Source organism: Halocatena pleomorpha (assembly GCF_003862495.1).
Taxonomy (GTDB): Archaea; Halobacteriota; Halobacteria; order Halobacteriales; family Haloarculaceae; genus Halocatena; species Halocatena pleomorpha.
In genome coordinates, this window is sequence record NZ_RRCH01000003.1 from 444,421 (window position 1) to 467,095 (window position 22,675).

Annotated in this window: 21 protein-coding genes and 1 pseudogene; 16 read left to right on the forward strand and 6 right to left on the reverse strand. The window is 59.0% G+C overall.

Annotation, left to right across the window (positions count from 1 at the left end; genetic code table 11):
• Positions 1 to 27: 27 nt before the first annotated feature.
• Positions 28 to 1,392, forward strand: coding sequence for a 7,8-didemethyl-8-hydroxy-5-deazariboflavin synthase subunit CofH (gene cofH / locus EIK79_RS03250; protein WP_124953679.1), 1,365 nt, complete (start codon positions 28 to 30; stop codon positions 1,390 to 1,392).
• A gap of 14 nt (positions 1,393 to 1,406) precedes the next feature.
• On the opposite strand, the gene EIK79_RS03255 is transcribed toward cofH, so the two are convergent.
• Positions 1,407 to 2,003, reverse strand: coding sequence for a rhomboid family intramembrane serine protease (locus EIK79_RS03255; RefSeq protein WP_368276577.1), 597 nt, complete (start codon positions 2,001 to 2,003; stop codon positions 1,407 to 1,409).
• 794 nt (positions 2,004 to 2,797) lie between these two features.
• On the opposite strand from EIK79_RS03255, the gene EIK79_RS03260 reads away from it, so the two are divergent.
• From EIK79_RS03260 to EIK79_RS03285, 6 genes are all read left to right on the forward strand, one after another.
• On the forward strand, positions 2,798 to 3,682 hold the full coding sequence (locus EIK79_RS03260) for a cell surface glycoprotein related protein (protein ID WP_124953681.1): 885 nt from the start codon (positions 2,798 to 2,800) through the stop codon (positions 3,680 to 3,682).
• Positions 3,683 to 3,742: 60 nt separating this feature from the next.
• A complete protein-coding gene (locus EIK79_RS03265) occupies positions 3,743 to 4,234 on the forward strand; it encodes a GNAT family N-acetyltransferase (RefSeq protein WP_124953682.1) in 492 nt (163 codons plus the stop codon).
• 355 nt (positions 4,235 to 4,589) lie between these two features.
• Positions 4,590 to 5,351, forward strand: a complete 762-nt coding sequence (locus tag EIK79_RS03270) for an IclR family transcriptional regulator (RefSeq protein ID WP_124953683.1) — start codon at positions 4,590 to 4,592, stop codon at positions 5,349 to 5,351.
• Positions 5,352 to 5,425: 74 nt separating this feature from the next.
• The gene (locus EIK79_RS03275) at positions 5,426 to 6,280 is read left to right on the forward strand and encodes a fumarylacetoacetate hydrolase family protein (RefSeq protein WP_124953684.1); all 855 of its coding nucleotides are present in this window, start codon (positions 5,426 to 5,428) and stop codon (positions 6,278 to 6,280) included.
• 27 nt (positions 6,281 to 6,307) lie between these two features.
• Entirely contained in the window at positions 6,308 to 6,808 is a 501-nt protein-coding gene (locus EIK79_RS03280; protein ID WP_124953685.1) for a LutC/YkgG family protein, read from the forward strand.
• 33 nt (positions 6,809 to 6,841) lie between these two features.
• Positions 6,842 to 8,992 (forward strand): LUD domain-containing protein, encoded by a 2,151-nt coding sequence (locus EIK79_RS03285; protein WP_124953732.1) that lies wholly within the window; start codon positions 6,842 to 6,844, stop codon positions 8,990 to 8,992.
• Positions 8,993 to 9,017: 25 nt separating this feature from the next.
• Here EIK79_RS03285 and EIK79_RS03290 read toward each other — a convergent pair whose 3' ends face one another.
• From EIK79_RS03290 to EIK79_RS03300, 3 genes are all read right to left on the reverse strand, one after another.
• Positions 9,018 to 10,043 (reverse strand): LLM class flavin-dependent oxidoreductase, encoded by a 1,026-nt coding sequence (locus EIK79_RS03290; protein ID WP_124953686.1) that lies wholly within the window; start codon positions 10,041 to 10,043, stop codon positions 9,018 to 9,020.
• Between the two features lie 2 nt (positions 10,044 to 10,045).
• Entirely contained in the window at positions 10,046 to 11,251 is a 1,206-nt protein-coding gene (locus EIK79_RS03295) for an enolase C-terminal domain-like protein (RefSeq protein WP_124953687.1), read from the reverse strand.
• 95 nt (positions 11,252 to 11,346) lie between these two features.
• Positions 11,347 to 12,216, reverse strand: a complete 870-nt coding sequence (locus EIK79_RS03300) for an amidohydrolase family protein (RefSeq protein ID WP_124953688.1) — start codon at positions 12,214 to 12,216, stop codon at positions 11,347 to 11,349.
• Positions 12,217 to 12,307: 91 nt separating this feature from the next.
• Here EIK79_RS03300 and EIK79_RS03305 point away from each other — a divergent pair, with 91 nt between their 5' ends.
• Positions 12,308 to 12,610: an L-rhamnose mutarotase gene (locus EIK79_RS03305; RefSeq protein WP_124953689.1), complete on the forward strand. Its 303-nt coding sequence runs from the start codon at positions 12,308 to 12,310 to the stop codon at positions 12,608 to 12,610.
• Between the two features lie 1,047 nt (positions 12,611 to 13,657).
• Here EIK79_RS03305 and EIK79_RS03310 read toward each other — a convergent pair.
• Entirely contained in the window at positions 13,658 to 14,299 is a 642-nt protein-coding gene (locus EIK79_RS03310) for a helix-turn-helix domain-containing protein (protein WP_124953690.1), read from the reverse strand.
• Between the two features lie 84 nt (positions 14,300 to 14,383).
• Between EIK79_RS03310 and hutU the strand changes: the two genes are divergently transcribed.
• The 7 genes from hutU to EIK79_RS03345 all read left to right on the forward strand — a co-directional run bounded on the left by hutU (position 14,384) and on the right by EIK79_RS03345 (position 21,968).
• Positions 14,384 to 16,150, forward strand: a complete 1,767-nt coding sequence (gene hutU, locus EIK79_RS03315) for a urocanate hydratase (protein ID WP_124953691.1) — start codon at positions 14,384 to 14,386, stop codon at positions 16,148 to 16,150.
• The gene (gene hutG / locus EIK79_RS03320) at positions 16,147 to 17,076 is read left to right on the forward strand and encodes a formimidoylglutamase (protein ID WP_124953692.1); all 930 of its coding nucleotides are present in this window, start codon (positions 16,147 to 16,149) and stop codon (positions 17,074 to 17,076) included. Before hutU ends, hutG begins: the two co-directional genes overlap by 4 nt.
• Complete coding sequence (gene hutI, locus EIK79_RS03325) at positions 17,073 to 18,296, forward strand: imidazolonepropionase (RefSeq protein WP_124953693.1); 1,224 nt, start codon at positions 17,073 to 17,075, stop codon at positions 18,294 to 18,296. The genes hutG and hutI overlap by 4 nt, the downstream gene beginning before the upstream one ends.
• A complete protein-coding gene (gene hutH, locus EIK79_RS03330; protein ID WP_124953694.1) occupies positions 18,286 to 19,845 on the forward strand; it encodes a histidine ammonia-lyase in 1,560 nt (519 codons plus the stop codon). The genes hutI and hutH overlap by 11 nt, the downstream gene beginning before the upstream one ends.
• 63 nt (positions 19,846 to 19,908) lie before the next feature.
• Positions 19,909 to 20,133, forward strand: coding sequence for a hypothetical protein (locus tag EIK79_RS03335; RefSeq protein WP_124953695.1), 225 nt, complete (start codon positions 19,909 to 19,911; stop codon positions 20,131 to 20,133).
• 112 nt (positions 20,134 to 20,245) lie between these two features.
• Positions 20,246 to 21,541: an MFS transporter gene (locus EIK79_RS03340; RefSeq protein WP_233737890.1), complete on the forward strand. Its 1,296-nt coding sequence runs from the start codon at positions 20,246 to 20,248 to the stop codon at positions 21,539 to 21,541.
• A 172-nt stretch (positions 21,542 to 21,713) separates the two neighbouring features.
• Positions 21,714 to 21,968: a hypothetical protein gene (locus tag EIK79_RS03345; protein ID WP_124953696.1), complete on the forward strand. Its 255-nt coding sequence runs from the start codon at positions 21,714 to 21,716 to the stop codon at positions 21,966 to 21,968.
• A 12-nt stretch (positions 21,969 to 21,980) separates the two neighbouring features.
• On the opposite strand, the gene EIK79_RS18930 is transcribed toward EIK79_RS03345, so the two are convergent.
• On the reverse strand, positions 21,981 to 22,115 hold the full coding sequence (locus EIK79_RS18930) for a hypothetical protein (RefSeq protein ID WP_267900517.1): 135 nt from the start codon (positions 22,113 to 22,115) through the stop codon (positions 21,981 to 21,983).
• Positions 22,116 to 22,170: 55 nt separating this feature from the next.
• On the opposite strand from EIK79_RS18930, the pseudogene EIK79_RS03350 reads away from it, so the two are divergent.
• Positions 22,171 to 22,675: pseudogene (locus tag EIK79_RS03350) on the forward strand (RNA-guided endonuclease TnpB family protein); the annotation flags it as partial.

Sequence of the window (22,675 nt, forward strand, 5' to 3'; positions counted from 1 at the left end):
CTTTGTAGATCCCTCTGATCCAAAAATATGACGAGCGTTTCACCGGTTCAAGCGAACGTTCCGCGGAACCGGTTCGGTTTTACCCATCGACCGGAGACCGACCAGAGTTTCGAGAACGCGGTAGCGAAAGCCCGCGCAGGCGATCGGCTCACGGTCGCTGACGGCGTTGAGCTTCTCACGACGGGAACGGACCGGGACGGGATCGATCCCCGTCGGAAAGAGGTAGTCCTCGAAATCGCTGACCGTCGGCGTGAGGAGATCGTCGGTGACGAAGTTACGATCATCGCCAATCTCAACAACAACGTCACGACGGCCTGCAACACGGGTTGTTTGTTCTGCAACTTCAAAGATCGGTCAAAGCAGTTTCTGCAAGACAACGACGCCGCACACGACGGATTCACCAAGACGCCGGCAGAATCCCGCGCCATCGTCGCGGACGCGCTTGATACAGGGATCTACGAAGTCACCTCCGTCTCTGGGCTCCATCCGGCGTTCGCGCTCGACGACGAGCACCGCGAAATACTCGAAGCCAGCGATCGAGGCGATCTCAACTACAAATCTCCCGAACGCTACGAGAAGAACCCGGGGACATACACAGCACAGATGGCGGCGATGTCAGTCGACGACGTGCATCTCCACTCGATGACGCCCGAAGAGGCCTACCACGCTCGTCGGGGAACGGAGTGGAGCTACGAAGCGGTGTACGGCCGGTTGAAAGCGGCCGGGCTAGACAGTGTACCGGGAACGGCCGCAGAGATCCTTGTTGATGAGGTGCGTGATGTCATCTGCCCCGGCAAGATGCGTACCGACGAGTGGATGGACGCGATCGAAGCCGCTGCCGATGTGGGGCTGTCGACGACTGCGACCATCATGTACGGACACGTCGAAAACGAGATGCACCGGATCATGCACCTCAAACGCGTCAGGGATATTCAGGACCGAACCGGGGTTATCACTGAATTCGTGCCGCTCTCGTTTATCCACCCCAACACCCCCCTGTACGAAGAGGGGATGATCGACGACGGAGCGACCACTGCGGAAGACGAGCTGATGATCGCCGTTTCCCGGCTGTTTCTTGACAATATCGATCACATCCAGTCGTCGTGGGTCAAATACGGCGACGAGCTGGGGCTAAAGATGCTCTCGTGTGGTGCCGATGATTTCATGGGAACCATCCTCTCGGAAGAGATCACGAAGCGCGCTGGTGGCGGGTACGGGGAAGCCCGCTCATTCCGTGAGTACGTCGAGATGATCACCGCTATCGGACGCGTTCCTGTCGAACGATCGACGGACTACACTGAACGACGAGAGATTGATCCGACAGCGCCACCATTTGGTCCGCAGCTCGGTCCGCGTGCCGACGGTACACCGCTGGTCGAACACTCCGGGTGAGAAACCAACTGTCGCTACGGCTTCGTTGCGGTCGTTGAGTCCGTGTTTCCGTCGGTGTGGAGTAATCGTACGCGCCCGGCGAGAAGACCGATGACCAGTCCTGTGAAATGCGCCAACAGCGCCACGCCGGGACCGGCCGTGAGGAACGTGACTACGACAGCGATGAGGACGAACACGCCGGCTTGGGCGCGCTGACTCAACCGCGAGAGGACGCCGATAGCCAACGCGTTCCCCGTGAGCGCGTACCCCAGTAACGCGAACACCGCGCCGCTGGCTCCGATCACAGAAACTGATGGCCCGAACAACCCCGACACAGCTACCTGCGTGACGCCAGCGAGCGCGCCAGAAACGAGAAAGTAGAGGTGAAAGCGCGCTGGTGTGGTCACCCGTTCGACCGCGAGCCCGAAAAGGACGAGTGCGAACGCGTTCCCGACCAGGTGAACGAGACCGGCGTGGGCGTACACGCTCACCACGATGGTCCACGGTGCGACAGAAAGCGGCAGTGAAAGCGCGAACAAACCGTATCCGATATGGAAAATTCCGGCGAGGATTTGAACGAGAAACACCCCGATGAGGATCTGCAGGGTTTTCAGAGTCGGACTCCGTGTCACACGTTCTATTCGGACTGAATTGTATTACCTGTGACGGTTATACGAGAGTCGTTTTGCCTCGAAACAGCGATTGGAACGGCTGGGTCGGTGGAATCGCTCGTTGGTCTCCAAAGGAGAGAACAAAAACAGTAGAAGATGGAAATAACGGAACGACAGCAAAGCAACATTGATGGTAGCTTTTCATCAGAGAAATATGAAATTCAATCTGAGTTAGAATTTCACGGGCAACATTGTGATAGCAACGGACGACCGTAACGCTGTATTCCCTCCCTACTCGCTCCCTTCGGTCGCTCCTTAAGGAAGGGGCCTTAGCGCCCCAATTCAGGTAATCAGTCCTAGATCCGGTCGCGGCCGCCGACAGCGCGGGGATTGGGGTAGAGCAACGAACACGCGTCCACGAGATCCACGGTGAGAACACACCAGTATCGACGACGTACCACGTCGTTTTCAGCGGAGCAGCTCCCTCGAAAACAGCAATTGATGGACTGTGTGCGGACAATCCGTTCGAACTCGGATGATACGAGAAATTTTCCGCAATGAAAGAAGAATCCGAACATATCGCAGACGTTCAGTTGTTCACCGGTTGACTCGACACTGGTCTAATTTCTCTATCGATACAGTCAGTACCGCTCGTTGTCAACAAGCGCATCTGTTTTTGCACCGGCTACCGTGGTTTGTTACATGTGTCGTGTTGTCGTTATACAGTCATCTGCTGTCGACAGCGTAGCAATGGACCACGACAGTGTACGACGTGGCCGGCGTGGATCCCGCTTGATCCAGCGACGGGGCGACGGATGAACACGCTACAGATCGTGGTCAGTTCGGTCATCGGGCTGGTCATCGTTGTTGCGGTGGTCGGGACACCAGCAGTGGGTCAAGCAGAGACGCCGACGGTCGTTTTTACACAGGGTGACGATTCGATTCGGGTCACACCACTTGGCGACGGCACCCGTTCAGTCGAAGCGTTCTACGATTATCGCTCACCAGCCACCGAGCCGGAGGGCCAGTACAGTTCCTACGGAACGGACGACATCCAGATGGACCAGGTCAGTCAGCTGTTCGTCTACCACGGACAGAGTGGGCTGAGCCTCGTGTTTCTCCATGACGAGCACAGCAACACCACTGGGGGCGGAGCGGTCATCACAGCCGATATCTCTGGGCTGCCCGAGAGCGGCGATTGGGTCGTCGAAGACGACACGTACAACAACCGCGACGACGTGTTTCGCCACAGTCGTCGGTCAAGCCACATCGAGTGGCTCATGAACGGGCACCGGACCGACGGGGCGGCGTTTCGAGGGCTCGAAGAAACGAACGACACCATCACGGTTGCTATGAGATTCAACGAGAATTCCGAGAACTACCCGTGGGAAGAGTGGGAAGGCCGGCCCGAACAGAACGAGATCAAGCGCTGGCTCGTCCGCTCGGGCACCGGTGAGATGACCGAACTCGCCATGGACGAACCGGTTGAGATCCGTATGGCGTCCGACAATCGAACCGAACCGACGACTGAAACACCCGATGAGAACACCCCCCTAGTCAACTCCCACCCGCCAACACATCGCTCATCACCCGATACTACCGGGAGTAGCGGCGTCACCGGAGGAGGATTCGGTGTGGTTCAGGCGATCGTTGCACTCGTTGCGCTCATGATGTTCGTGCTCGGACGCGACGACGACTGAGCGCACTCCCATCGATATCCACCGACACCTTCACAACAACGACCGACATGTGTTAGAAAAATGGAATTTCGAACGGCGACGCCTGCGGACGCCGTGGCAGTCCAACACGTCGCGCGGAAGGCGTGGCACGCAGCTCATGCGCCCATCGTCGGTGCAAACGCCGTCGAGGACATGCTCGCAGAATGGTACGATAGAGACAGTCTCGAAACAGCCATTCGAAAAGACGACACCACGATGATTGTAGCGGTCGAGGCGGAGGTGATCGGATTCGCGCAGGGAGGTCCTAGTGAAGACGGTCCCGCCGACGCGGTCGTATGGCGGATCTATGTCCATCCCGACCGGTGGGGGGACGGGGCTGGCACTAAACTGCTAAACCGACTGTTCGAAGACCTCCGTGCGCGAAACTGTGCGTCGGCGTGGCTCACCGTCATGGCCGAAAACAACATCGCTCTGAGTTTCTACAGGAAACACGGGTTCGAAATCAACCAGGAACGGACGGTCGAGCACGCCGGCCACGAGGTTGAGGACCGAGTACTGGTCCGGGAACTGTAGCAGTTCCACAAATACAATCGACGAACGCGTTTCCAGTCACGGAATTTCCTGGTTTCCACCGGGCCGGGCGAACAAACCCCGATCATTACCGGTGAGAGTTATTACATATTATCCGTAACTTGCTCTAACGATCAATTGTACGTCTAGTTCTGTTCCGGCCATCTCGTGATTATCAGGGCCATCATATCAAATAACTATAATTCTATGACAAAAATCATGTGAACGTGTATGATGTATGATTCCATACACTACTCTGCTGTGGTCCCATGCACGCCCAAAATTTGGTCGGATATCCCACCGCTCATCTCCGGTATCACCGGAACAATTATCATGTATGACAATGAACACGACTTTCATGGCTACGGATGGCACATCAGTGCAGGCGACGAAGACGACGTTCGAGATCATCGAGACGCTCCACGAACTGAACGGTGCGGGGGTGTCTGAGCTCGCCGGTGAACTGGAGATGCCGACCAGCACGATTCACGATCACTTACAGACACTCACCGAGATGGAATATCTTCTCAACAACGACGGCACGTACCACGTGGGTGCCCGGTTCCTTCATCTTGGTGAGAAGTCACGCACCCGAATGAAGGTGTACAACGTCGCTCGGCCGCAAGTCGAAGAGCTCGCTTCGAAGACGAACGAGCACGCGAATCTCATGATCGAGGAGCACGATTGGGGCGTGTTTCTCTACAAAGACCGTGGAGCCGACGCAGTGCAGTTAGACACGTACGCCGGGATGCGCGTTCCATTGCAGACGACAGCACTCGGAAAAACGATTCTCGCTCACCGACCGAGGGAAGAAGTAGAGAGCATCCTCGACCGACAGGGTCTCGTGGCGGTCACCGAGAACACGATCACGGAGCGGGAACGCTTGTTCGACACGCTGGAAGACGTTCGAGAACGGGGCTACGCGTTCGATGACGAGGAACGCGTTGACGGGATGCGGTGTGTCGCGGCTCCGATTACTGACAGCGATGGCCGTGCCATCGCGGCCATCAGCGTTTCCGGACCGAAGAGTCGGATGATGGGCGAAACGTTCACTGATGAGCTGCCGAACTTGGTTCGGCGGAGCGCCAACGTCATTGAGGTCAATCTCACCTATTCCTAATCGTACACCAGCACCCGTCTGGCTGGATCCCGACAGCGAAACTATTAATTTTCATGTCCTTGTACAGCAGTCCGATGCAATTCACGAGATACGTCGTCGACGGATCTCCGCAGTGGGGTGTCCAGCAGGATGACACCGTTGTTCCACTCACGGGACTCCGTGATGACGTTTCGATTTCCCAGTTTGGCAGCCCTGGCTTCCACCGTGTCGTCGAGGAGGGCCTCAACGCAGCACAAGATCGTGCGCTCCCGCTTGAGAACATCACACAACTCGCTCCGGTCCCCCGTCCGGGCAAGATCGTCTGTGTAGGACTCAACTACCACGACCACGCTGAGGAGCAGAATGAAAACGTTCCTGAGCGGCCGCTGCTGTTCGGAAAAGCCCCGACCGCTGTCACGAACCCTGGTGATCCCATCGTCCATCCGGCAGGGATCGAGGAAGTCGATTACGAAGTCGAACTCGGCGTTGTCATCGGGAAAACAGCCAAAAACGTCGACGCTGCCAACGCCCGGGAGTACGTCGCTGGCTACACCGCAGTCAACGACGTGAGCGCGCGCGACGCGCAGTTCGAAGACGAGCAGTATCTTCGGGGGAAGAGCTACGACACGTTCGCCCCGATGGGACCGACGCTCGTGCCTGACGCGTTCTTCGAGCCGAACGCTGTGGATATCGCCTGTCGCGTCAACGGCGAGACGAGACAACAGTCCAATACGGAGCAGTTCATCTTCGATGTGGACGAACTCATCGAGTACATCAGCGCCGCGATGACGCTGCGTCCCGGGGATGTCATCTCGACAGGGACCCCTGGTGGCGTCGGGATCTTCCGTGAGCCACCGGAACTACTCGAACCCGGTGACGTGGTGGATATCGAGATTGACGGGATCGGAACACTCACGAACCCAGTCGTGGCTCACCAGTCCCAAAACTAAATACTCGCGCAGTTCCATTTCTGTCCCATGTCGACCGAACAACAGCTCTTCACGGAGTCTCTGGCGAGCGTCGGCGTCGAAACACGGCGCGTTCCACCGGCAGCTGTCGCGGAGGCGATTGCGGAACTGCTCATCGGTGAGACGGTCGCAGTTACGCTCGATCACGACGATGTTTCTCTCCCCGACACCGTCACCATCGATCCGACGCCATCGGAACTGCATGCCGCACAGACGGGGATCACGCCCGCAGCGTTCGCCATCGCTGACTACGGATCGGTCGTCCTTCCATCGACAGCGGCCGGAAGCGAGCTGGTGAGTTTGTACGTGGATCACCACATTGCGATCGTTGACGAGCAGGACATCGTGGCGGATATGGAGCACGCCTTCGACCGATTCGGCCGGCAGCTGTCGGAGACGTACGGCAGCGCAATCGTCGCCACAGGACCGAGCGCGACGGCAGACATGGGTTCTCTGGTGACGGGCGCTCACGGACCGAGCACCGTCAGCGTCGTCGTCGTGGAGGGCTGATCAGTGTCGAACGCAGATCGTCTCCGCGAGATCATGGCTACGGAGGGTGAGGCCATCCAGACGAACACGCGTGGATTCAATCAGGGTCGATACGAAGCAGTTGCCGGTCTGGATGAGTACGAATCGGTAAAAGCGGACGCACGAGCGATCAAGGAGGACGCCATCGAGCGACTGCCCGAACTGATCGATCAGCTCCGCTCGACCGTTGAAGACAACGGGGGGACGCTGTATCTCGCAGACGACGCCGCAGACGCGAACCAGTACGTTCGAACGGTCGTCGGTGCGGAAACCGAGAAAACGGTTGTCAAGAGCAAGTCGATGACATCGGAGGAGATAGATGTCAACGAGGCGCTCGAAGTCGATGGGCACGATGTCGTCGAAACGGATCTCGGTGAGTGGGTGCTACAGGTGGCTGAGGAGGCCCCATCACACATCGTCGCTCCTGCGATCCACAAATCCCGTGACGCCATCACAGAACTGTTCGAAGAAGTCTTCGAGCCTACAGACCCCCTCGAAACGGCCGAGGAACTCACTGCCTTCGCACGGGAGAAGTTGGGTGAGCGGATTCGGGAGGCCGACGTGGGGATGACGGGAGCCAACTTCATCACGGCCGACACCGGAACCATCGCGCTCGTCACGAGTGAAGGGAACGCTCGCAAAACGGTCGCCGGAACGGACACCCACATCGCTGTCGCGGGTGTCGAAAAAATTGTTCCGACGACCGAGGATCTACGGCCATTCGTGGAGTTGATCGGTCGTTCGGGAACCGGCCAAGACATCACTTCCTACGTGTCGTTGTTGACGCCGCCGGTCGAGACGCCGGTGATCGACGATACAGATAGAGAGACGCCCTTGTCGGAGATCGACAACGACCGCGAGTTTCACGTGGTGTTGATCGACAACGGCCGGATGGCGATGCGCGAGGACGACGACCTGCGAGAGACGCTGTACTGCATCCGGTGTTCGGCCTGCTCGAACGTCTGTGCCAACTTCCAGGAGGTCGGCGGACACGCGTTCGGTGGTGAAACATACTCCGGTGGGATCGCGACCGGCTGGGAGGCTGGTATCGAGGGACTCGACGTGGCTGGGGGGTTCAATGATCTCTGCACCGGCTGTAGCCGCTGTGTCGACGCTTGTCCCGTGAACATCGACATTCCGTGGATCAACACCGTGGTGCGAGACCGCGTCAATCGGGATCAGGAGGTGAACGTCGACGTTCTGGTCGACGGACTCACGCCCGATGCGGAAGACGAAAGCCCGCCGCTCCAAAAGCGGTTTTTCGGCAATTTCGAGGCGGTCGCACGGCTTGGTTCCGCACTGGCACCGTTCTCGAACTGGCTGGCCGAACAGACTGTTTCACGCCAACTGTTACACCGTCTGCTCGGTATCGATCCACGCCGTGATCTCCCCACGTTCCACCGACGAACATTGGTTGATCGGTTTCAGGGCCGTGAAACGCCGGTCGACACTCCTCGTCGACGAGCCGTGTTGTATCCGGATCTCTACACGAACCACGTCCAGATTGATCGTGGAACGGCGGCGGTGCGCGTCCTCGAAGCGCTCGGTGTCGATGTGGTCGTCCCGTCAGTGCCATCGAGTGGCCGCGCACCGTTGTCACAGGGGATGATCACGACGGCCCGCAGTCACGCCGAACGGGTCAGCGACACCCTCGCGCCGTACATCGCAGACGGGCGCGATGTGGTCGTCATCGAGCCGAGCGATCTGGCGATGTTCGAACGGGAGTACGAGCGATTGCTCGATCCGGACGCACACGAGCGGCTTGCGACCAACAGCTACGAGATCATGGAATACGTCTTCGGTCTGCTAGCAAACGGAGCCGATAGCACGTCGTTACGAGACGGCGAGGGAACCGACATCGCCTACCACAGCCACTGTCAGCAACGGACCCTTGATCTCGAAGCCCACACTGTGGCCGTGCTCGAACAGTGCGGTTTCGACGTTCTAACCTCCGATGTCGAATGTTGTGGCATGGCCGGCAGCTTCGGGTACAAATCGGAGTATTTCGACGTGAGTATAGCCGTCGGTAACGAGCTACGCGATCAGTTCAGTGCTCCATCGGCCCGTGACCGGACAGTAGTCGCAAGCGGAACCTCCTGTCTCGAACAGTTGGATTCGCTTCTTGAACGCCGACCATCCCATCCGATCGAACTGCTCGTTGACTGATTAACGACAGCGTGAGCTGGAGCGGCTAACGGAACTGAGGAATGACGTCATCAGCGAACAGTTCCATTCCGTGGGTGTCTGGGAAGTCGACGAACCACCCCATGAACTTCTCCACGCCAGCGTCGATCCGTCGTTCGATGGCAGCCGCGCACTCCTCAGGTGTGCCAATGATGAAATACTCGTCCGCGTTGTCGCGCGTGATGTCGGGTCGATCAGTGTACGATTCTTCGAACTGGATCGGTGTCATCAGATCGAGCAGCCGATCCAGCTTTTCCTCATCGCGGGTGCAAAGGATGTGGCCGTCCCAAGAGTATTCAATCTCATCGGGATCCCGATCGACCGTCTCACAGTGCGCTTCGATGACGTTGATCTTGCGTTCGAGCGTGTCAACATCGCCATTGAACACATCCGTGTTCCAGATATCGGCGTGTTTGGCGACGAGTTTGAGCGTCACGTCTTCGCCCTGGCCGCCGACGAGGATTGGCGGGTGGGGCTCTTGGAAGGGTCCCGGTGTACAGTAGGCGTTCTCGATCCGGTAGTGATCGCCGTCGAACTGTGCACCGTCCGCGCCAGAGTCCCACAACTGCTTGATCAACCGAATCGCCTCATCGAGGCGTAACAGCCGCTCGAAACCGTCGCGGTACTCCCAGCCATAGGCGTCGTACTCGCGTTCGTGCCACCCAGCCCCGAGTCCGAGTTCGAGTCGGCCCTCCGAGATGACATCGAGCGTCGCCGCCATCTTCCCGACCAGCGCGGGATTGCGGTAGTCGTTGCAGAGGACGAGCGATCCGATGTTGATGTCCTCTGTGAAGCCCGCCATCGCTGACAGCAGCGTCCAACACTCGTATTCGGCGTGGTCGCGACCGAGCATGAGATGATCGGGAACCCACGCCGCGTCGAAGCCCAGCGTTTCCGCCGTTTCGACGCCCTCTCGTGTCGTCGCCCAGTCGAGGGATTCATACGCCGGTGTGTCGCGGTGCGTCGGCTCTGTCCCATCGATGGGAGCACCAGCAAACACGGGCACGTTGTATTCGAAGCTGATGTCGGACATGATTATTCCACAGCGAACCGTTCGAGTGCTTCGTGATTAAGCGCGGTGCTCAACCCCACACCGTCGGGCAACTCGATCACGCCAGCCTCCGCAGCGGGTGGATCGCGGTAGATGGCGTCGGCGTACGTCGAATCCTTCTCCTCTTTTTGTTCTTTGTACCAGTCTGGAATGGGGAAGTACTCGGCCATCGGAGCGTTGGTCGACGCTGCGATGAAGTGAAGATGGGGATTCGTTCCCGAATGCGGGATAACCGGCACGTCGTGGGCACTCGCAAGGGCGTCGATGCGCTGGAGTTCGGTCAGTCCGCCACACCGGTGAACGTCGGGCTGGAGAATATCGACTGCGCCGCGTTCGAGTAGTTCCTTGTGCCCCCACCGGGTAAACTCGTGTTCGCCGCCCGAAATCGGGATGTCGGTCGACGCCCGGACCTCCGCGTAACCATCGATGTCATCAGGGATAACCGGCTCTTCGACCCACGCCAGATCGTATTTTTCGAGGCGTTTGAGCATCTTCTTGGCGTATCTGACGTTCCACCCCATGTAGGCGTCAGCCGCGAGTTTGATATCGTCACCGACGGCGTCCCGAACCGTTGCGACGAGTTCCTCGTTTTTCTTCATGCCGCGTCGTCCGGCGCCAGGACCGTACTGAAAGCGCATCTTCATCGCGTCGAATCCCTGTTCGACGTAATCGATGGCCTCTCGTTCGAGCGTGTCGAGATCCACCGGGTGAAGATTGCTCGCATAACAAGGGATTTCCTCCGTCACGGGACCACCCAACAACTCGTAAACGGGCTTTTCGGCCGCTTTCCCAGCGATGTCCCACAGGGCGAGATCGACGGCGCTGATCGCCTCGATGGCAGCGCCTTTCCGACCGAAGGGGATCGTCGCCCGATACATCACGTCCCAGAGCCGTTCCCGCTCGTTCGGATCCTCACCGACGATGAGCTTCGATAGCGTTTCCTCGACGATCGTGGCGATGGCACCGGTTGCCCAGTTGCCGTGACCGACGCCCGTGACGCCCGCGTCGGTTTCTATCTCGACAATTACATCTCCAACCGGACCCATCCACTTCCGGCGGGCTTGTGGAGTGTCGCCTTCAGCGTTGTTGTACTCCTCATACCCACTCATCACTGTAACAAGCGGGAACTCGACGAACTCTCCCCAAGATTCTGTACTAACGGCTGTCGCGGAAACACCTGTGATTTCCATTGTGCGCTACCAGTATCGTTCAGTCGGTGAGGCTAAAATCTTTCGTCGGTGAAACCTTTCACAGCGGATGTGATAAGGTTGGCACCAATCGTCTCTCAGTGCAGACCGGCGAGACGACAAAAGGCGGTTTCGGTCAGCCATTTCCGATCCGTCGCTGAGAGGGTTTCGACCGATCGAAGCCATTCATGCGACTGGGCGTAGCTTGCGACATCGCTGACGTTGGGATAGTCAGAGCCCCAGACGACGCGCTCGCGGCCGAACGTCTCAAGAAGCCACCGCACATGATCGTGCATATCCTCGTACGGAAACGTCGTCTCCGAGAGATGGGGAATCTCAGAAACCTTCACCGCCACGTTGTCGTACGCCGCCAGTTCGGTGAACTGGGTGAACGTTCCGTCTTCAAGAGGCGTCTCCGGACCCGCGTGGGCGAAGTGGTCGAACAGATACGTGAGTTGGGGATACGCTTCCACGAGCGCTATAGCCTGGTCGAGTTGGCGATGGTCACAGAGGAGTTGTACAATCGCGCCCGTCTCGACAGCCGCCTCCCAAAACGCCGTCTCCTCGATCGCGTCCCTGAGCCACGTAACGCTCGGATCGAACGTCTCCCACATCTGATCGTACGGACAAGCCCCGCCGAGTCTGACCCCGAGAACGCTGTCAGTCGCCATACACTGACGAAGGCGGTCGGCGGCGTCGGTGGCGAACGGGTCGAGCATCACGACGCCGTACAGTCGGTCGTGCTCTGTCGCTGCCTGTATCGTGTACCAGTTGTCCACCCACTCACAGATGGGATAGCCGACGACAACAGCCCGTTCAACGCCGGTTCGATCCATGTCGGCCAAAAGCCGATCAGCGGTGTAGACAGTGTGAACATCGAAACTATCGACGCGATCTAGGAGTGGGCCGTTCACCCACGGATGGGCATCACTCGCAGGACCCCACGCGTGAGTGTGTGTGTCGAACATGCAAATAACGTGGAACGTCCGCGTACTAAACCTTATCTACGGCGGAAATTCCCAGAAGAACTAAGATCGGTGCTGTCGAATCAGTGACCGGATGGAGCGAATCGCGTTTCACTACCGCATTGAAGAGGGACAGCGCGCGGCGTATCGAACCGAGCACGAGAACGTTCCGACCGAACTCGAATCGGCGTATCTCGACTCGGCAGCCGGAGTAGAAGCGTACAGCGTCTTCGAAAAGGATGGACACGTGTTCGGCTACATGGAAGTTGAGGAGCCCGAGGTGATCCGGACGATTATGACAGAGAGCAATGCACAGGCCGAGTGGGACGAGGTGATGGCGTCGATTCTCCTCGAAGAGTCCGACCCCTGGATGGACGAAGTGTACCGGATGGTGTGATCGGCCCTGTCGTGGCGGCATATGTTCCGCCAACAGCGGAAAGGGCACGACGGTGAACACGTTGTCATTCCGAAAATACGTCTCAGCGTCCGCTCAGATTTTGCCGACGCTCCACGAAGAGACAGTCATTTCCCGCGAACTCGATGCTGTGGTCTCCATCCGATATCACCGGAGACGTTCAGTTACATCATCCGTTCCAGATCGTTCCACACCGGTTGATCGGGATCGGTAGCAGCCATACGACTGCTGTCGGTGATGAAGACATCCGATCCCACCGGATAGGACGCATCAGTTCTGGCGTCACTGATCCCCAGAGTCGTTCAGAACTTCAACGCCGACCGATCAGCCATTACAGAGATAATACTGTAACGGAATTGCCGCACAGACCTCTCTGGTCGTAGCGACTCATCCGGTAACACGACCAAGAAGCACACTGAGGACGAACACAAGCGTGAGTTTGGAGAATGACATCGTACTCACAAGCAGGAGCGGAGCGATTGTGAGCACTACCGACGCCCGACATGGCGGCGCAGGACGACGGTGTTCGTACACGGGTCGGTCGTTATGACATTGCTGTCGCATTGGTATGTCCAAAGCAGTCAGTGATGATACGGTACTGAATCGATACGCTGTTCTTCAATCGGTGTGGGTGCTTGTGAACAATAGAATGTGTCTTTCATCGAATGGGTCGTGTCGTTCCTCGCTATTGAATCATTATTTGCATGTCACTTAACAGTTGTTCGGGTTTGTAACGCACTGTCGAGGTACCGATCGATTCATAACAGTGCTCGCACATACAGCTATAGTAAGATACATTACACAAAATAATATAATTATATGTAGAAATTAATATTGTACAATATATAGATATCTATCTGTTAGTATTTTCTAAATCACTCGTTTTATGTGCTTTTAGCGCTTTTTTCACCAATATCTGAATAGTCTTGTCTGAGAATATTATGATAAGACAGACCTATTATGATTAGTCAGGGGGGAGAGGACATATTGTGCCACCCATCAATCGATTGCTTGTACATAGATTGATAATCAAACGTATCTTATAATCGATTCTACCAATTTATTCTCAGCTCGCCGGAGATGTTCCTCAGCCGTCCGTCGATCGACGCCGGTGTGGTCTGCGATCGCTTGCGTCGTCGTCTCGCGCGGAATTCGGTAGTAGCCGTGTTCATAGGCCACCGAAAGCGTATTTCGCTGGCGCTCTGTGAGTTCGGGAACGATCTCCTCGAACGGTGGCGACGGCGACGGTGAGACGACCTCGGCGGCGCGTTTCGATTCGACGGTCACCGGCACGTCATCGGTCACGAGCTCTCGGTAGCACGCGGTGAGTGATCCCGAATCGAGCGCGAGCACGCGACACTGTTTCATCCCTGCTTCGTACCGCAACGGGGGCAACAACAAGCAGTTGTGGCGATCGAAATACGGATCGATCGTCTCCGTTCCGTGTTCAGCTAAACAGTGTTCGGTGACGATGATCGCCGCCGTGTCGTGCGCGATGGAATCGCTGACGCCGACCGCCGACTCAACCCGACGCAGGACTGACTCGGACGGACCGACGACCGACAGTAGATCCCGCTGTTCGGCACACCAGAGTTCGATCCGTGCGTCCGTCTCGGCTGTCGCCTCCGCATACGCACCGTCTCCGTCGACGCTGATGATTGCCTCGTGCATAGTTGGGATACGACGCCAGTATTAAAATCACCCTCCTTACGGAGGGTTGACACTCGTGTGACTCTATGGCGTATGAACAGAGATATGGGAAATGATCCAACCGAGGGTCTGATCGGTGAACCGAGTGAACAGTGGCAGGAGTACCGGGGTGCGCCGACAGGGACGGAGATCGAATGCAAGGGGTGGCGACAAGAAGCAGCATTACGGCTGTTGAACAACAATCTCGATCCAGAGGTCGCAGAGCGACCGGAGGATCTCGTAGTGTACGGCGGAACCGGACGGGCCGCCCGTAGCTGGGCCGCCTACGACGCGCTGGTTGACGAACTCCGTGAACTCAACGACGCGGAAACGCTGTTAGTCCAGTCAGGCAAACCCGTCGGTCGGTTTCGCACGCACGAACGAGCGCCTCGGGTGTTGATCGCCAACTCGAATCTCGTCGGAAAGTGGGACACGTGGGAGCAGTTCCACGAACTAGAGGCGGAGGGACTGATCATGTACGGGCAGATGACGGCTGGATCGTGGGCGTACATCGGAACCCAAGGAATCATTCAAGGAACCTACGAGACGCTCGCGGAGTTGGCCCGTCAGCAGTACGACAGTGATCTCCGGGGACGGATCGTTGCGACGGGTGGACTCGGCGGAATGGGTGGCGCACAACCGCTTGCTGTGACCATGAACAATGGGGTCTGTGTCGCGGCCGAAGTCGATGAAAGCCGTATCGATCGGCGGATCGACACCGGCTACTGCATGGAGAAAACAGATGATCTCGACGCTGCGATTGACCGGGCACAACGCGCCGCCGACGCGGGCGAACCGTACAGCGTCGGCGTCCACACGAACGCCGCAGACATGCTCGAAGCGATGGCCGACCAGGGCTTTGTTCCCGATGTCGTCACTGATCAGACGAGCGCCCACGACGAACTGAACGGCTACTACCCCAGTGGGTACACAGTCGAGGACGCCGACGCGCTTCGAGAGGACGATCCGGAGGCGTACGTCGAGCAATCGCTCAACACAATGGAACGGCACGTCAGTGCCATCCTCAGACTCCAGTCAGAGGGTGCTGTCGTGTTCGAGTACGGCAACAACATCCGTGGGCAGGTCGATGAACACCGATGGCACGACGGAGCAGCCGAGTGGGCCTCCGAAGCGGAGACACCACTGACGCCGTTCGATTTCCCAGGATTTGTTCCGGCGTACATCCGTCCGCTGTTCTGTCAGGGAAAGGGCCCGTTCCGGTGGATCGCGCTGTCAGGAAAGCCCGAGGACATCCACAGAACCGACGAAGCGGTGCTCGATCTGTTTCCGGACAAAGAGCACCTTCACCGGTGGATCGAGCTCGCTGCTGAGCGGGTCGAATTCCAAGGACTGCCGAGCCGGGTGTGTTGGCTCGGCTACCGAACGGACGAGGAGGGACACACCGAACGCGCGCGGTTCGCGCTTCGGATCAACGAACTCGTCGCTGACGGCGAGATCGAGGCACCGATCGTCGTAACTCGGGATCACTTGGACGCAGGTAGTGTCGCCAGCCCGAACCGTGAAACCGAAGCCATGCGTGATGGCAGCGACGCGATTGCTGACTGGCCGATACTGAACGCGCTGTGTAACTGTGCTGCCGGCGCTGACATCGTGAGTGTTCACGACGGCGGGGGCGTTGGTATCGGAAACGCCGTCCACGCCAACAATCACGTCGTGCTTGACGGCACTGACCGCGCGGCGGAAACTGCCCGACGCGTGTTCACGACCGATCCCGGGATGGGGATCATCAGACACGCCGACGCGGGGTATGAGGCGGCAATCGAGGAAGCGACCCGGTCAGACGTTCACATCCCGTTGGAGACTGAGCGATGACTGAGACCGATCTCACCACTCAGTTCGACTGGCACGGCTCCTCGGCGGATCCGAACGATGAACAGTTCGGAGACGTTACCGAACCGACGACGCCCGCTGTGGCAGCCACGTACGAGGCTGTGATGCTCGGTGAGCCGACGGATCGGGCCGTCATCGGACGGGACGGAGCGCGAAACGGACCAGCCCACCTCCGTTCGGCGTTGAACGAAACGAAAACCCATCATCTCACCCATGGGCCCGTCGGTCCGGTCGGTGATCTCGGTGACGTTCAGTTTTCCGAGTCGGCGGACGCGACGGCCAGACAGCAAGCCGTCGCAGCGATCACAGAAGACATTCACGCGCTTGACGCGCGCCCGGTGTTTCTCGGCGGCGATAACTCACTCACCTATCCCAACGCGCGCCCGCTGCTGGCGTCCGGCTCGCTCGGGATCGTGAGTTTCGACGCCCACTTCGACTGTCGTGACGGCGCACCGTCGAGTGGCACGCCGTACCGTCAGCTGTTTGAGGACGGACTCGACGCGTTTGCTGTTGTGGGTGCGCGTCACTTCGAGAACACCACCACCTACGCCGACTATCTCGACGGACGAGGCACCGTCGTGACCGCCGAGGACGTCGGAACGGATCTACAGGCGGCTGCACGAACTGCTATCGGTGCGGTGGCTGACGCAGAGCAACTGTACGTCAGCCTCGATCTCGACGTGTTGGACGCCACGGCCGCCCCGGGGGTGAGCGCGCCGACGCCCGGCGGACTCACGACCCGCGAACTGTACCGGCTGCTCGGAATGATCGCAAACGACGGGCGCGTCGCAGGGTTCGAAGTCGTCGAGTGCGCACCGCCGCTTGATCAGGATGATCGAACAGCTGTTGCTGGCGCGCGCGCGATCGCTCACGTTCTGAGCGCCTGGACCACGGAGGACACGACATGACACAAACCATCATTTACGAGGCAAGCGAAATCGTCGTTGGACCGGGAGAGAACGGTCTCGATCGGGTAGACGGTGGTGCGATCGCAGTGGAGGACGGGACGGTCGCCGCGGTCGGCCCGACTGAGGAGATAACGCGGGCGTATCCGCCAGAGAACGCGGTGCGAGCCATCGACGCGAGCGGACAAGCGGTGATTCCGGGCTTTGTGGATTCACACACCCACGCGCTGTTCGCTGGCGATCGCTCAGACGAATTCGAAGCGAAGCTCCGCGGTGTGTCTTATCAGGAGATCCTCGACGAGGGCGGAGGAATCCTCAGGACAGTTCAGGCGACCAGAAACGCGAGCGAAGCGGAGCTGCTCGACCGACTGTTGGGACAGCTCGACGCGATGCTCGCCCACGGAACCACTACCGTAGAAATAAAATCCGGCTACGGGTTAGATTCCGAGACGGAACTCCGGATGCTCTCAGTGATCAAGCGCGCCGACGACACCCATCCGGTCGATATAGTACCGGCGTACATGGGTGCCCACGCAGTGCCTGAGGGCCGGACCACAGACGACTACGTCAAAGCGGTCGTCACCGAACAGTTGCCGGCCGTCGAGCGTCAGGGGATCGCTGAGTTCTGTGACGTGTTCTGTGAGGAGGGTGTGTTCGATGTCGAGCAGTCGCGTCGGGTGCTCACCGCCGGAGCGGAGCACGGACTCACGCCGAAAGTTCACGCCGAGGAGTTCGTTCGACTGGGCGGCGCGCAGCTGGCCGCTGAACTCGGTGCGACAAGCGCGGATCACCTTTTGCACGCCGAACAAGTGGACATCGACGCGCTCAACGCGTCGGGGGTGACACCCGTTCTGTTGCCGGGTACTGCGTTTTCGCTCGGTGCCGAATACGCTGATGCACGCGCGTTTATCGATCGGGGTGCGTCCGTCGCACTCGCCTCCGATTTCAATCCAAACTGTCATTCACCGAGCATGGGATTTGCCGTCGCACTCGGTTGTCTTGAAATGGAAATGACGCCGGCTGAGGCACTCGGGGCCGCCACCCACGGCGGTGCCAGTGCACTCAACCGGTCCGATAGCGGTCTCGGGACGCTCCATCCGGGCGCGCCAGCCGATCTCTGCCTGATCGACGCTCCGAGCCACGTTCATATTCCCTACACGTTCGGCATCAACCTCGTTGATACCGTACTGAAAGCCGGGGAGGTGGTGAGCGATGGTCGTTGAACTCGATGGGCATTCCTTGACCCCCGAGGGCGTCGCGGCCGTCGCCCGCGACGACGAGCCAGTGGTCGTCACCGACGACGCTTGGAAGGCGGTTCGCACGTCGCGCGCCCGCGTCGAGGCTGTCGTTGCGGAAGATGAGCCGGTGTATGGGTTGAATACGGGGTTCGGACAGCTTGTCACCGAACGGATCCCTGCGGAAGACCTCTCTCACCTCCAGATGAATCTGCTCCGGAGTCACGCCTCTGGAAGCGGCCGGGAGCTGACCCAAACCGAAGTTCGGGCGCTGATGGTGACGCGGCTCAATGCGCTGGTGAAAGGATACTCCGGGATCCGCGAGCGCGTTGTCGAGCATCTCGTGACGCTGCTGAACGAGGGAATCCATCCAGTTGTCAAATCTCGGGGCAGTCTCGGCGCGAGCGGCGACCTCGCCCCGCTCGCACACATGGCGCTTGTGCTCATCGGTGAGGGTCACGCCGTTGTGGACGGAACCCGTTGCTCCGGAACGCAGGCGTTGGCAGAGGCCGATCTCGATCCGCTGACGCTCCGCGCCAAGGAAGGGTTGGCGCTCATCAACGGCACACAGCTCACTGTCGGTCTGGGGGCACTCGCTGTAGTGGACGCAGAGCGGACGGTCGACAGCGCTGATGTTGCTGGCGCGCTCACCACGGAGGTGACGATGGGGACGACAGCGTCGTGTGACCCCGCAATCCAGAACGTGCGGGCCCATACGGGCCAGTCGGTCAGTGCAGCAAACGTCCGTGCGCTCACTGCCGGCTCGGAGATCGTCGAATCACACCGCAACTGTGACCGGGTGCAAGACGCCTACTCTATTCGCTGTCTGCCACAGGTCCACGGCGCGGTCCGTGACGCCATTGCCCATCTCCGGGAGGCGGTGGAAGTGGAACTCAACAGCGCGACGGACAACCCGCTGATCTTCTCGGCCGCTGATACTGACGACCGGGCCAGTGGCACCGAGTCTGTCGGCGTCATCTCTGGGGGCAACTTCCATGGCGAACCCCTCGCTTTGCGGCTGGATTACGTTCGGACCGCGTTAACGGAGCTGGCCGCTATCTGTGAACGCCGCGTCGACCGGATCCTCAATCCGAACATCCAAGAGGAGCATCTGCCCCCGTTTCTCACCGAGAACAGCGGGCTGCAGTCGGGCTGTATGATCGCTCAGTACACCGCTGCCGCTCTGCTGAACGAGAACCGGTCGTTGGGCGCGGCCTCGACCGACACCACACCTGTCAGCGGCGGTCAGGAGGATCACGTGAGCATGAGCGCACAAGCCGCGCTCAACGCCCGTCGTGTGCTCGAAAACACGGCTCGCATCGTTGCCGTGGAGTTGCTCTGTGGCGCACAAGCGCTCGAATTCGTCGAGGGTCTCACACCCGGCGACGGCACACAACAGGCGTACGATCACGTCCGAGAGCGAGTGGAGCCACTCACGAACGACCGTCCGCTCTCCGGAGAGATCGAGACACTCGGGAAATCTGTCCGCTCTGGGGCGCTCACTGCAGCCGTCGCTGAGCATCTCTCCGAGGAGTAAGAACTCGCTCACAGGACAACGCAGTCCGGATCGGGAACTGATACACACTGTTGATCGGTGGTGATGCGGGTTCCCGATTCGGCGCGAACTGCTCCTCGGATGAAACCCTCCTTTCCCCTGCCCGAAGCAGCATCACTCATTCTGGTGTTGACCGGCGGTCTTCTCGCAGCCTTCGGTGGGTTCACGATCGTCCTCCCGATCGACGACGTGGAACGGAAATCGATCGGGTTGTTCGTCATGGGAACGCTGCTATCGGGCGTCGGAATGACGGTCGTGCTACAGTTGTGAAACGTATCCGTCGTTTCTCGCCACGGGAACGACAATAATCCAGATAATACTGTTTTAGGGGATTAGCTACGATTGTAGAAACGTTAAAACGGTTCCGTACGGAGATTCACGCGTGAATCACAACGATCGGGCGATCACTGGGTTGGTAATGCTGGCACACGCGATGGTCCACATCTATGAGTTCGTGCTGCCGGTGTTCATTCCGATCTGGTTGGTGCAGTTCGGGACGACGGAGGCGATCGTGGGGACCGCCGTCGGGATCGGGACAGCGCTGTTCGGGATGGGTGCGCCGCTTGCCGGCGTGTTAACTGACCGTCGGGGGTCGAAGCCGCTCATCCTCGCGTCCTTGCTTGGGATGGGCGTGTCGTTCGTGCTGTTAGGCGCATCCGGAGCGATCACCGGTCTCGTCGGTCTCGACCAGATCACGGCGTTCGGAAGCCAACTGTCGGCAGAGATCCTCGTCGTGACGATCGCGCTCGTTGTATGGGGGATCGCGGCGAGCCTCTATCATCCGGCGGGGCTGTCGCTCATCACACGCGGTGTTCACGAGCGCGGAACCGCCTTCGCGTACCACGGAACAGCGGGCAACGTGGGAACGGCCGTCGGGCCGCTTCTCGCCACGATTCTGCTGTTTTTCCTCAGCGACGCGTGGCACGTTGTCGCACTGATACTGGCACTGCCCGCGCTGGTCGGCGTGGCCGTCGCGCTTCGTATCGATGTGAATGAGATGGCGGCCGTCTCACCAGCTACCGATGGGGGCACAAGCCCCGAGAAGACGCCCGGAATCTCGTCGTTCTCGGAGTTTCTGACCCAATCGAGCGCGCTACTCGTGGGGGCGTTTCTCGTCGTGTTCTGTCTCATGATGCTGTCGGGGCTGTACTACCGTGGGATACTCACCTTCCTCCCGGCAGTCCTCGGGGAAATCGACACTATCACGCCGGTCGAGTTCTACGGACGAACGATCGAGCCGTCGAACTACCTGTATACGGGCCTGCTCGCGGCAGGCGTCGGCGGGCAGTACGTGGGTGGGAAGCTCACCGACCGAATCCGCCTCGAAGTCGGGTTAGCCGGGGGATACGGGGCGCTCGTGGTGCTTGCGCTCCTCTTTCGACCAGTCGTTGCGATCGGGCTCGCGCCGTTGCTGGTGTTGTTGGCGGTGCTCGGCTTCTGTCTCTTTTTCGTCCAGCCGTTCTACCAAGCGGCCGTCGCGAAGTACACCCCGGCGTCCTTGCGCGGACTATCGTACGGATACACGTACCTCGGCGTGTTTGGCGTCGGCGCACTCGGCACTCCCCTCGCTGGCGTCGCGCTCACGTATTTCCCCCCGTGGGCGTTGTTCGTCATCCTCGCCGGAATCGCCGTGGTCGCCAGCGGACTCGGACTGTTTCTCTACCGACAAAACGGGTGATCTGCTGAACAGTGCTCACAATGAGCAGTTGGTTCGACTGACAGCCGGAACGCCATCTATTTCTAAGCGGAGAGACAGACAAAACGTCTAGTCGCGTGGTTTGACGAACTCGCAATGTACGTATTATTTGCGGGGAAACCGAACCACGCGGCTGCAGCGTCGTGATCAACCTATGGCACAAGACACAGACATTAAAGACATGTTCAATCACCTGTGCTGGTACCTTTGTGACAGCCGGGAGCGATTCGTCCCGCCGGAGGAAACAGCGGTCAAATCACTGGCCGATCGAGACACCACCGAGTTGGAAGAAGCCGAATCCCGAGGGTACCACCGAGGATCGCTGGCACAGTTTGATGGCGTCATTGACTTTATCTTGGATCAAGCAGAAACCCCCGTCGTTCACGGCGGGGTTGAATGCAACACTTAGCTGTCTGCCCCTCTACAGCGGTCCCTCGGTGTCCAACGCTTTTGCTCCCTGAATGACGAGTCCGCGCCACGTCAGGCCGTGTGCTTCTTTCACTTCGCTTAGTCGGTCGTACTCTTCGTCGCTCACTTCGATGTTTAGGTTTCGCATCGCTATTTAATAGCGATTCAATAGTCTTAACTTGCATGGATTCCTTGGTACTGGTGTGACCGCGCCCGCCACGAAAACGCTCCAAGCCACGCTCGCGCCACCAACGGCGCACAAAGAGCACCGCCTTCAGCGTACCGTGGCGACGTACCGACGCGCACTGTCGGAAGCGTTCGATTCCGGTGCGGATACGCAGTCAGCGGTCAACAATGTTGTCACGCCCTACAACCTGACAGGACACGCCAAAAACGCACTCAAGAGTTACGTCCCGAAGCTCCGGAAAACGTACAACGCCGAGGAGTTGGACGACGGCCACCCCGTCCGATTCACGAATCAGGGGTGGCGTCTCGACCACTCCGAAGATAGAACACATGAGTTCTGTTGGCGCGTTCCCCAAGCCGGACGTGGGAACGCCTTCTGGATTCCACTCCGGATCAACCCCGCCCAGGAATCGCTCTGGGCGGACTTGCTCGACGGCGACGTCTCGGTCGGTGAGTTCCGACTGCAAGAACACCGAACAAACTGGGTCTTGCACGTCACCGTCGAGTACGAAGTCGCGGAAC

Bases quoted from the DNA above. Each gene is read 5' to 3' on its own strand.
- cofH (WP_124953679.1), top strand. From the start codon at position 28: ATGACGAGCGTTTCACCGGTTCAAGCGAACGTTCCGCGGAACCGGTTC.
- EIK79_RS03260 (WP_124953681.1), top strand. From the start codon at position 2,798: ATGAACACGCTACAGATCGTGGTCAGTTCGGTCATCGGGCTGGTCATC.
- EIK79_RS03265 (WP_124953682.1), top strand. From the start codon at position 3,743: ATGGAATTTCGAACGGCGACGCCTGCGGACGCCGTGGCAGTCCAACAC.
- EIK79_RS03270 (WP_124953683.1), top strand. From the start codon at position 4,590: ATGGCTACGGATGGCACATCAGTGCAGGCGACGAAGACGACGTTCGAG.
- EIK79_RS03275 (WP_124953684.1), top strand. From the start codon at position 5,426: ATGCAATTCACGAGATACGTCGTCGACGGATCTCCGCAGTGGGGTGTC.
- EIK79_RS03280 (WP_124953685.1), top strand. From the start codon at position 6,308: ATGTCGACCGAACAACAGCTCTTCACGGAGTCTCTGGCGAGCGTCGGC.
- EIK79_RS03285 (WP_124953732.1), top strand. From the start codon at position 6,842: ATGGCTACGGAGGGTGAGGCCATCCAGACGAACACGCGTGGATTCAAT.
- EIK79_RS03290 (WP_124953686.1), bottom strand. From the start codon at position 10,043: ATGTCCGACATCAGCTTCGAATACAACGTGCCCGTGTTTGCTGGTGCT.
- EIK79_RS03295 (WP_124953687.1), bottom strand. From the start codon at position 11,251: ATGGAAATCACAGGTGTTTCCGCGACAGCCGTTAGTACAGAATCTTGG.
- EIK79_RS03300 (WP_124953688.1), bottom strand. From the start codon at position 12,216: ATGTTCGACACACACACTCACGCGTGGGGTCCTGCGAGTGATGCCCAT.
- EIK79_RS03305 (WP_124953689.1), top strand. From the start codon at position 12,308: ATGGAGCGAATCGCGTTTCACTACCGCATTGAAGAGGGACAGCGCGCG.
- EIK79_RS03310 (WP_124953690.1), bottom strand. From the start codon at position 14,299: ATGCACGAGGCAATCATCAGCGTCGACGGAGACGGTGCGTATGCGGAG.
- hutU (WP_124953691.1), top strand. From the start codon at position 14,384: ATGGGAAATGATCCAACCGAGGGTCTGATCGGTGAACCGAGTGAACAG.
- hutG (WP_124953692.1), top strand. From the start codon at position 16,147: ATGACTGAGACCGATCTCACCACTCAGTTCGACTGGCACGGCTCCTCG.
- hutI (WP_124953693.1), top strand. From the start codon at position 17,073: ATGACACAAACCATCATTTACGAGGCAAGCGAAATCGTCGTTGGACCG.
- hutH (WP_124953694.1), top strand. From the start codon at position 18,286: ATGGTCGTTGAACTCGATGGGCATTCCTTGACCCCCGAGGGCGTCGCG.
- EIK79_RS03335 (WP_124953695.1), top strand. From the start codon at position 19,909: ATGCGGGTTCCCGATTCGGCGCGAACTGCTCCTCGGATGAAACCCTCC.
- EIK79_RS03345 (WP_124953696.1), top strand. From the start codon at position 21,714: ATGGCACAAGACACAGACATTAAAGACATGTTCAATCACCTGTGCTGG.
- EIK79_RS18930 (WP_267900517.1), bottom strand. From the start codon at position 22,115: ATGCGAAACCTAAACATCGAAGTGAGCGACGAAGAGTACGACCGACTA.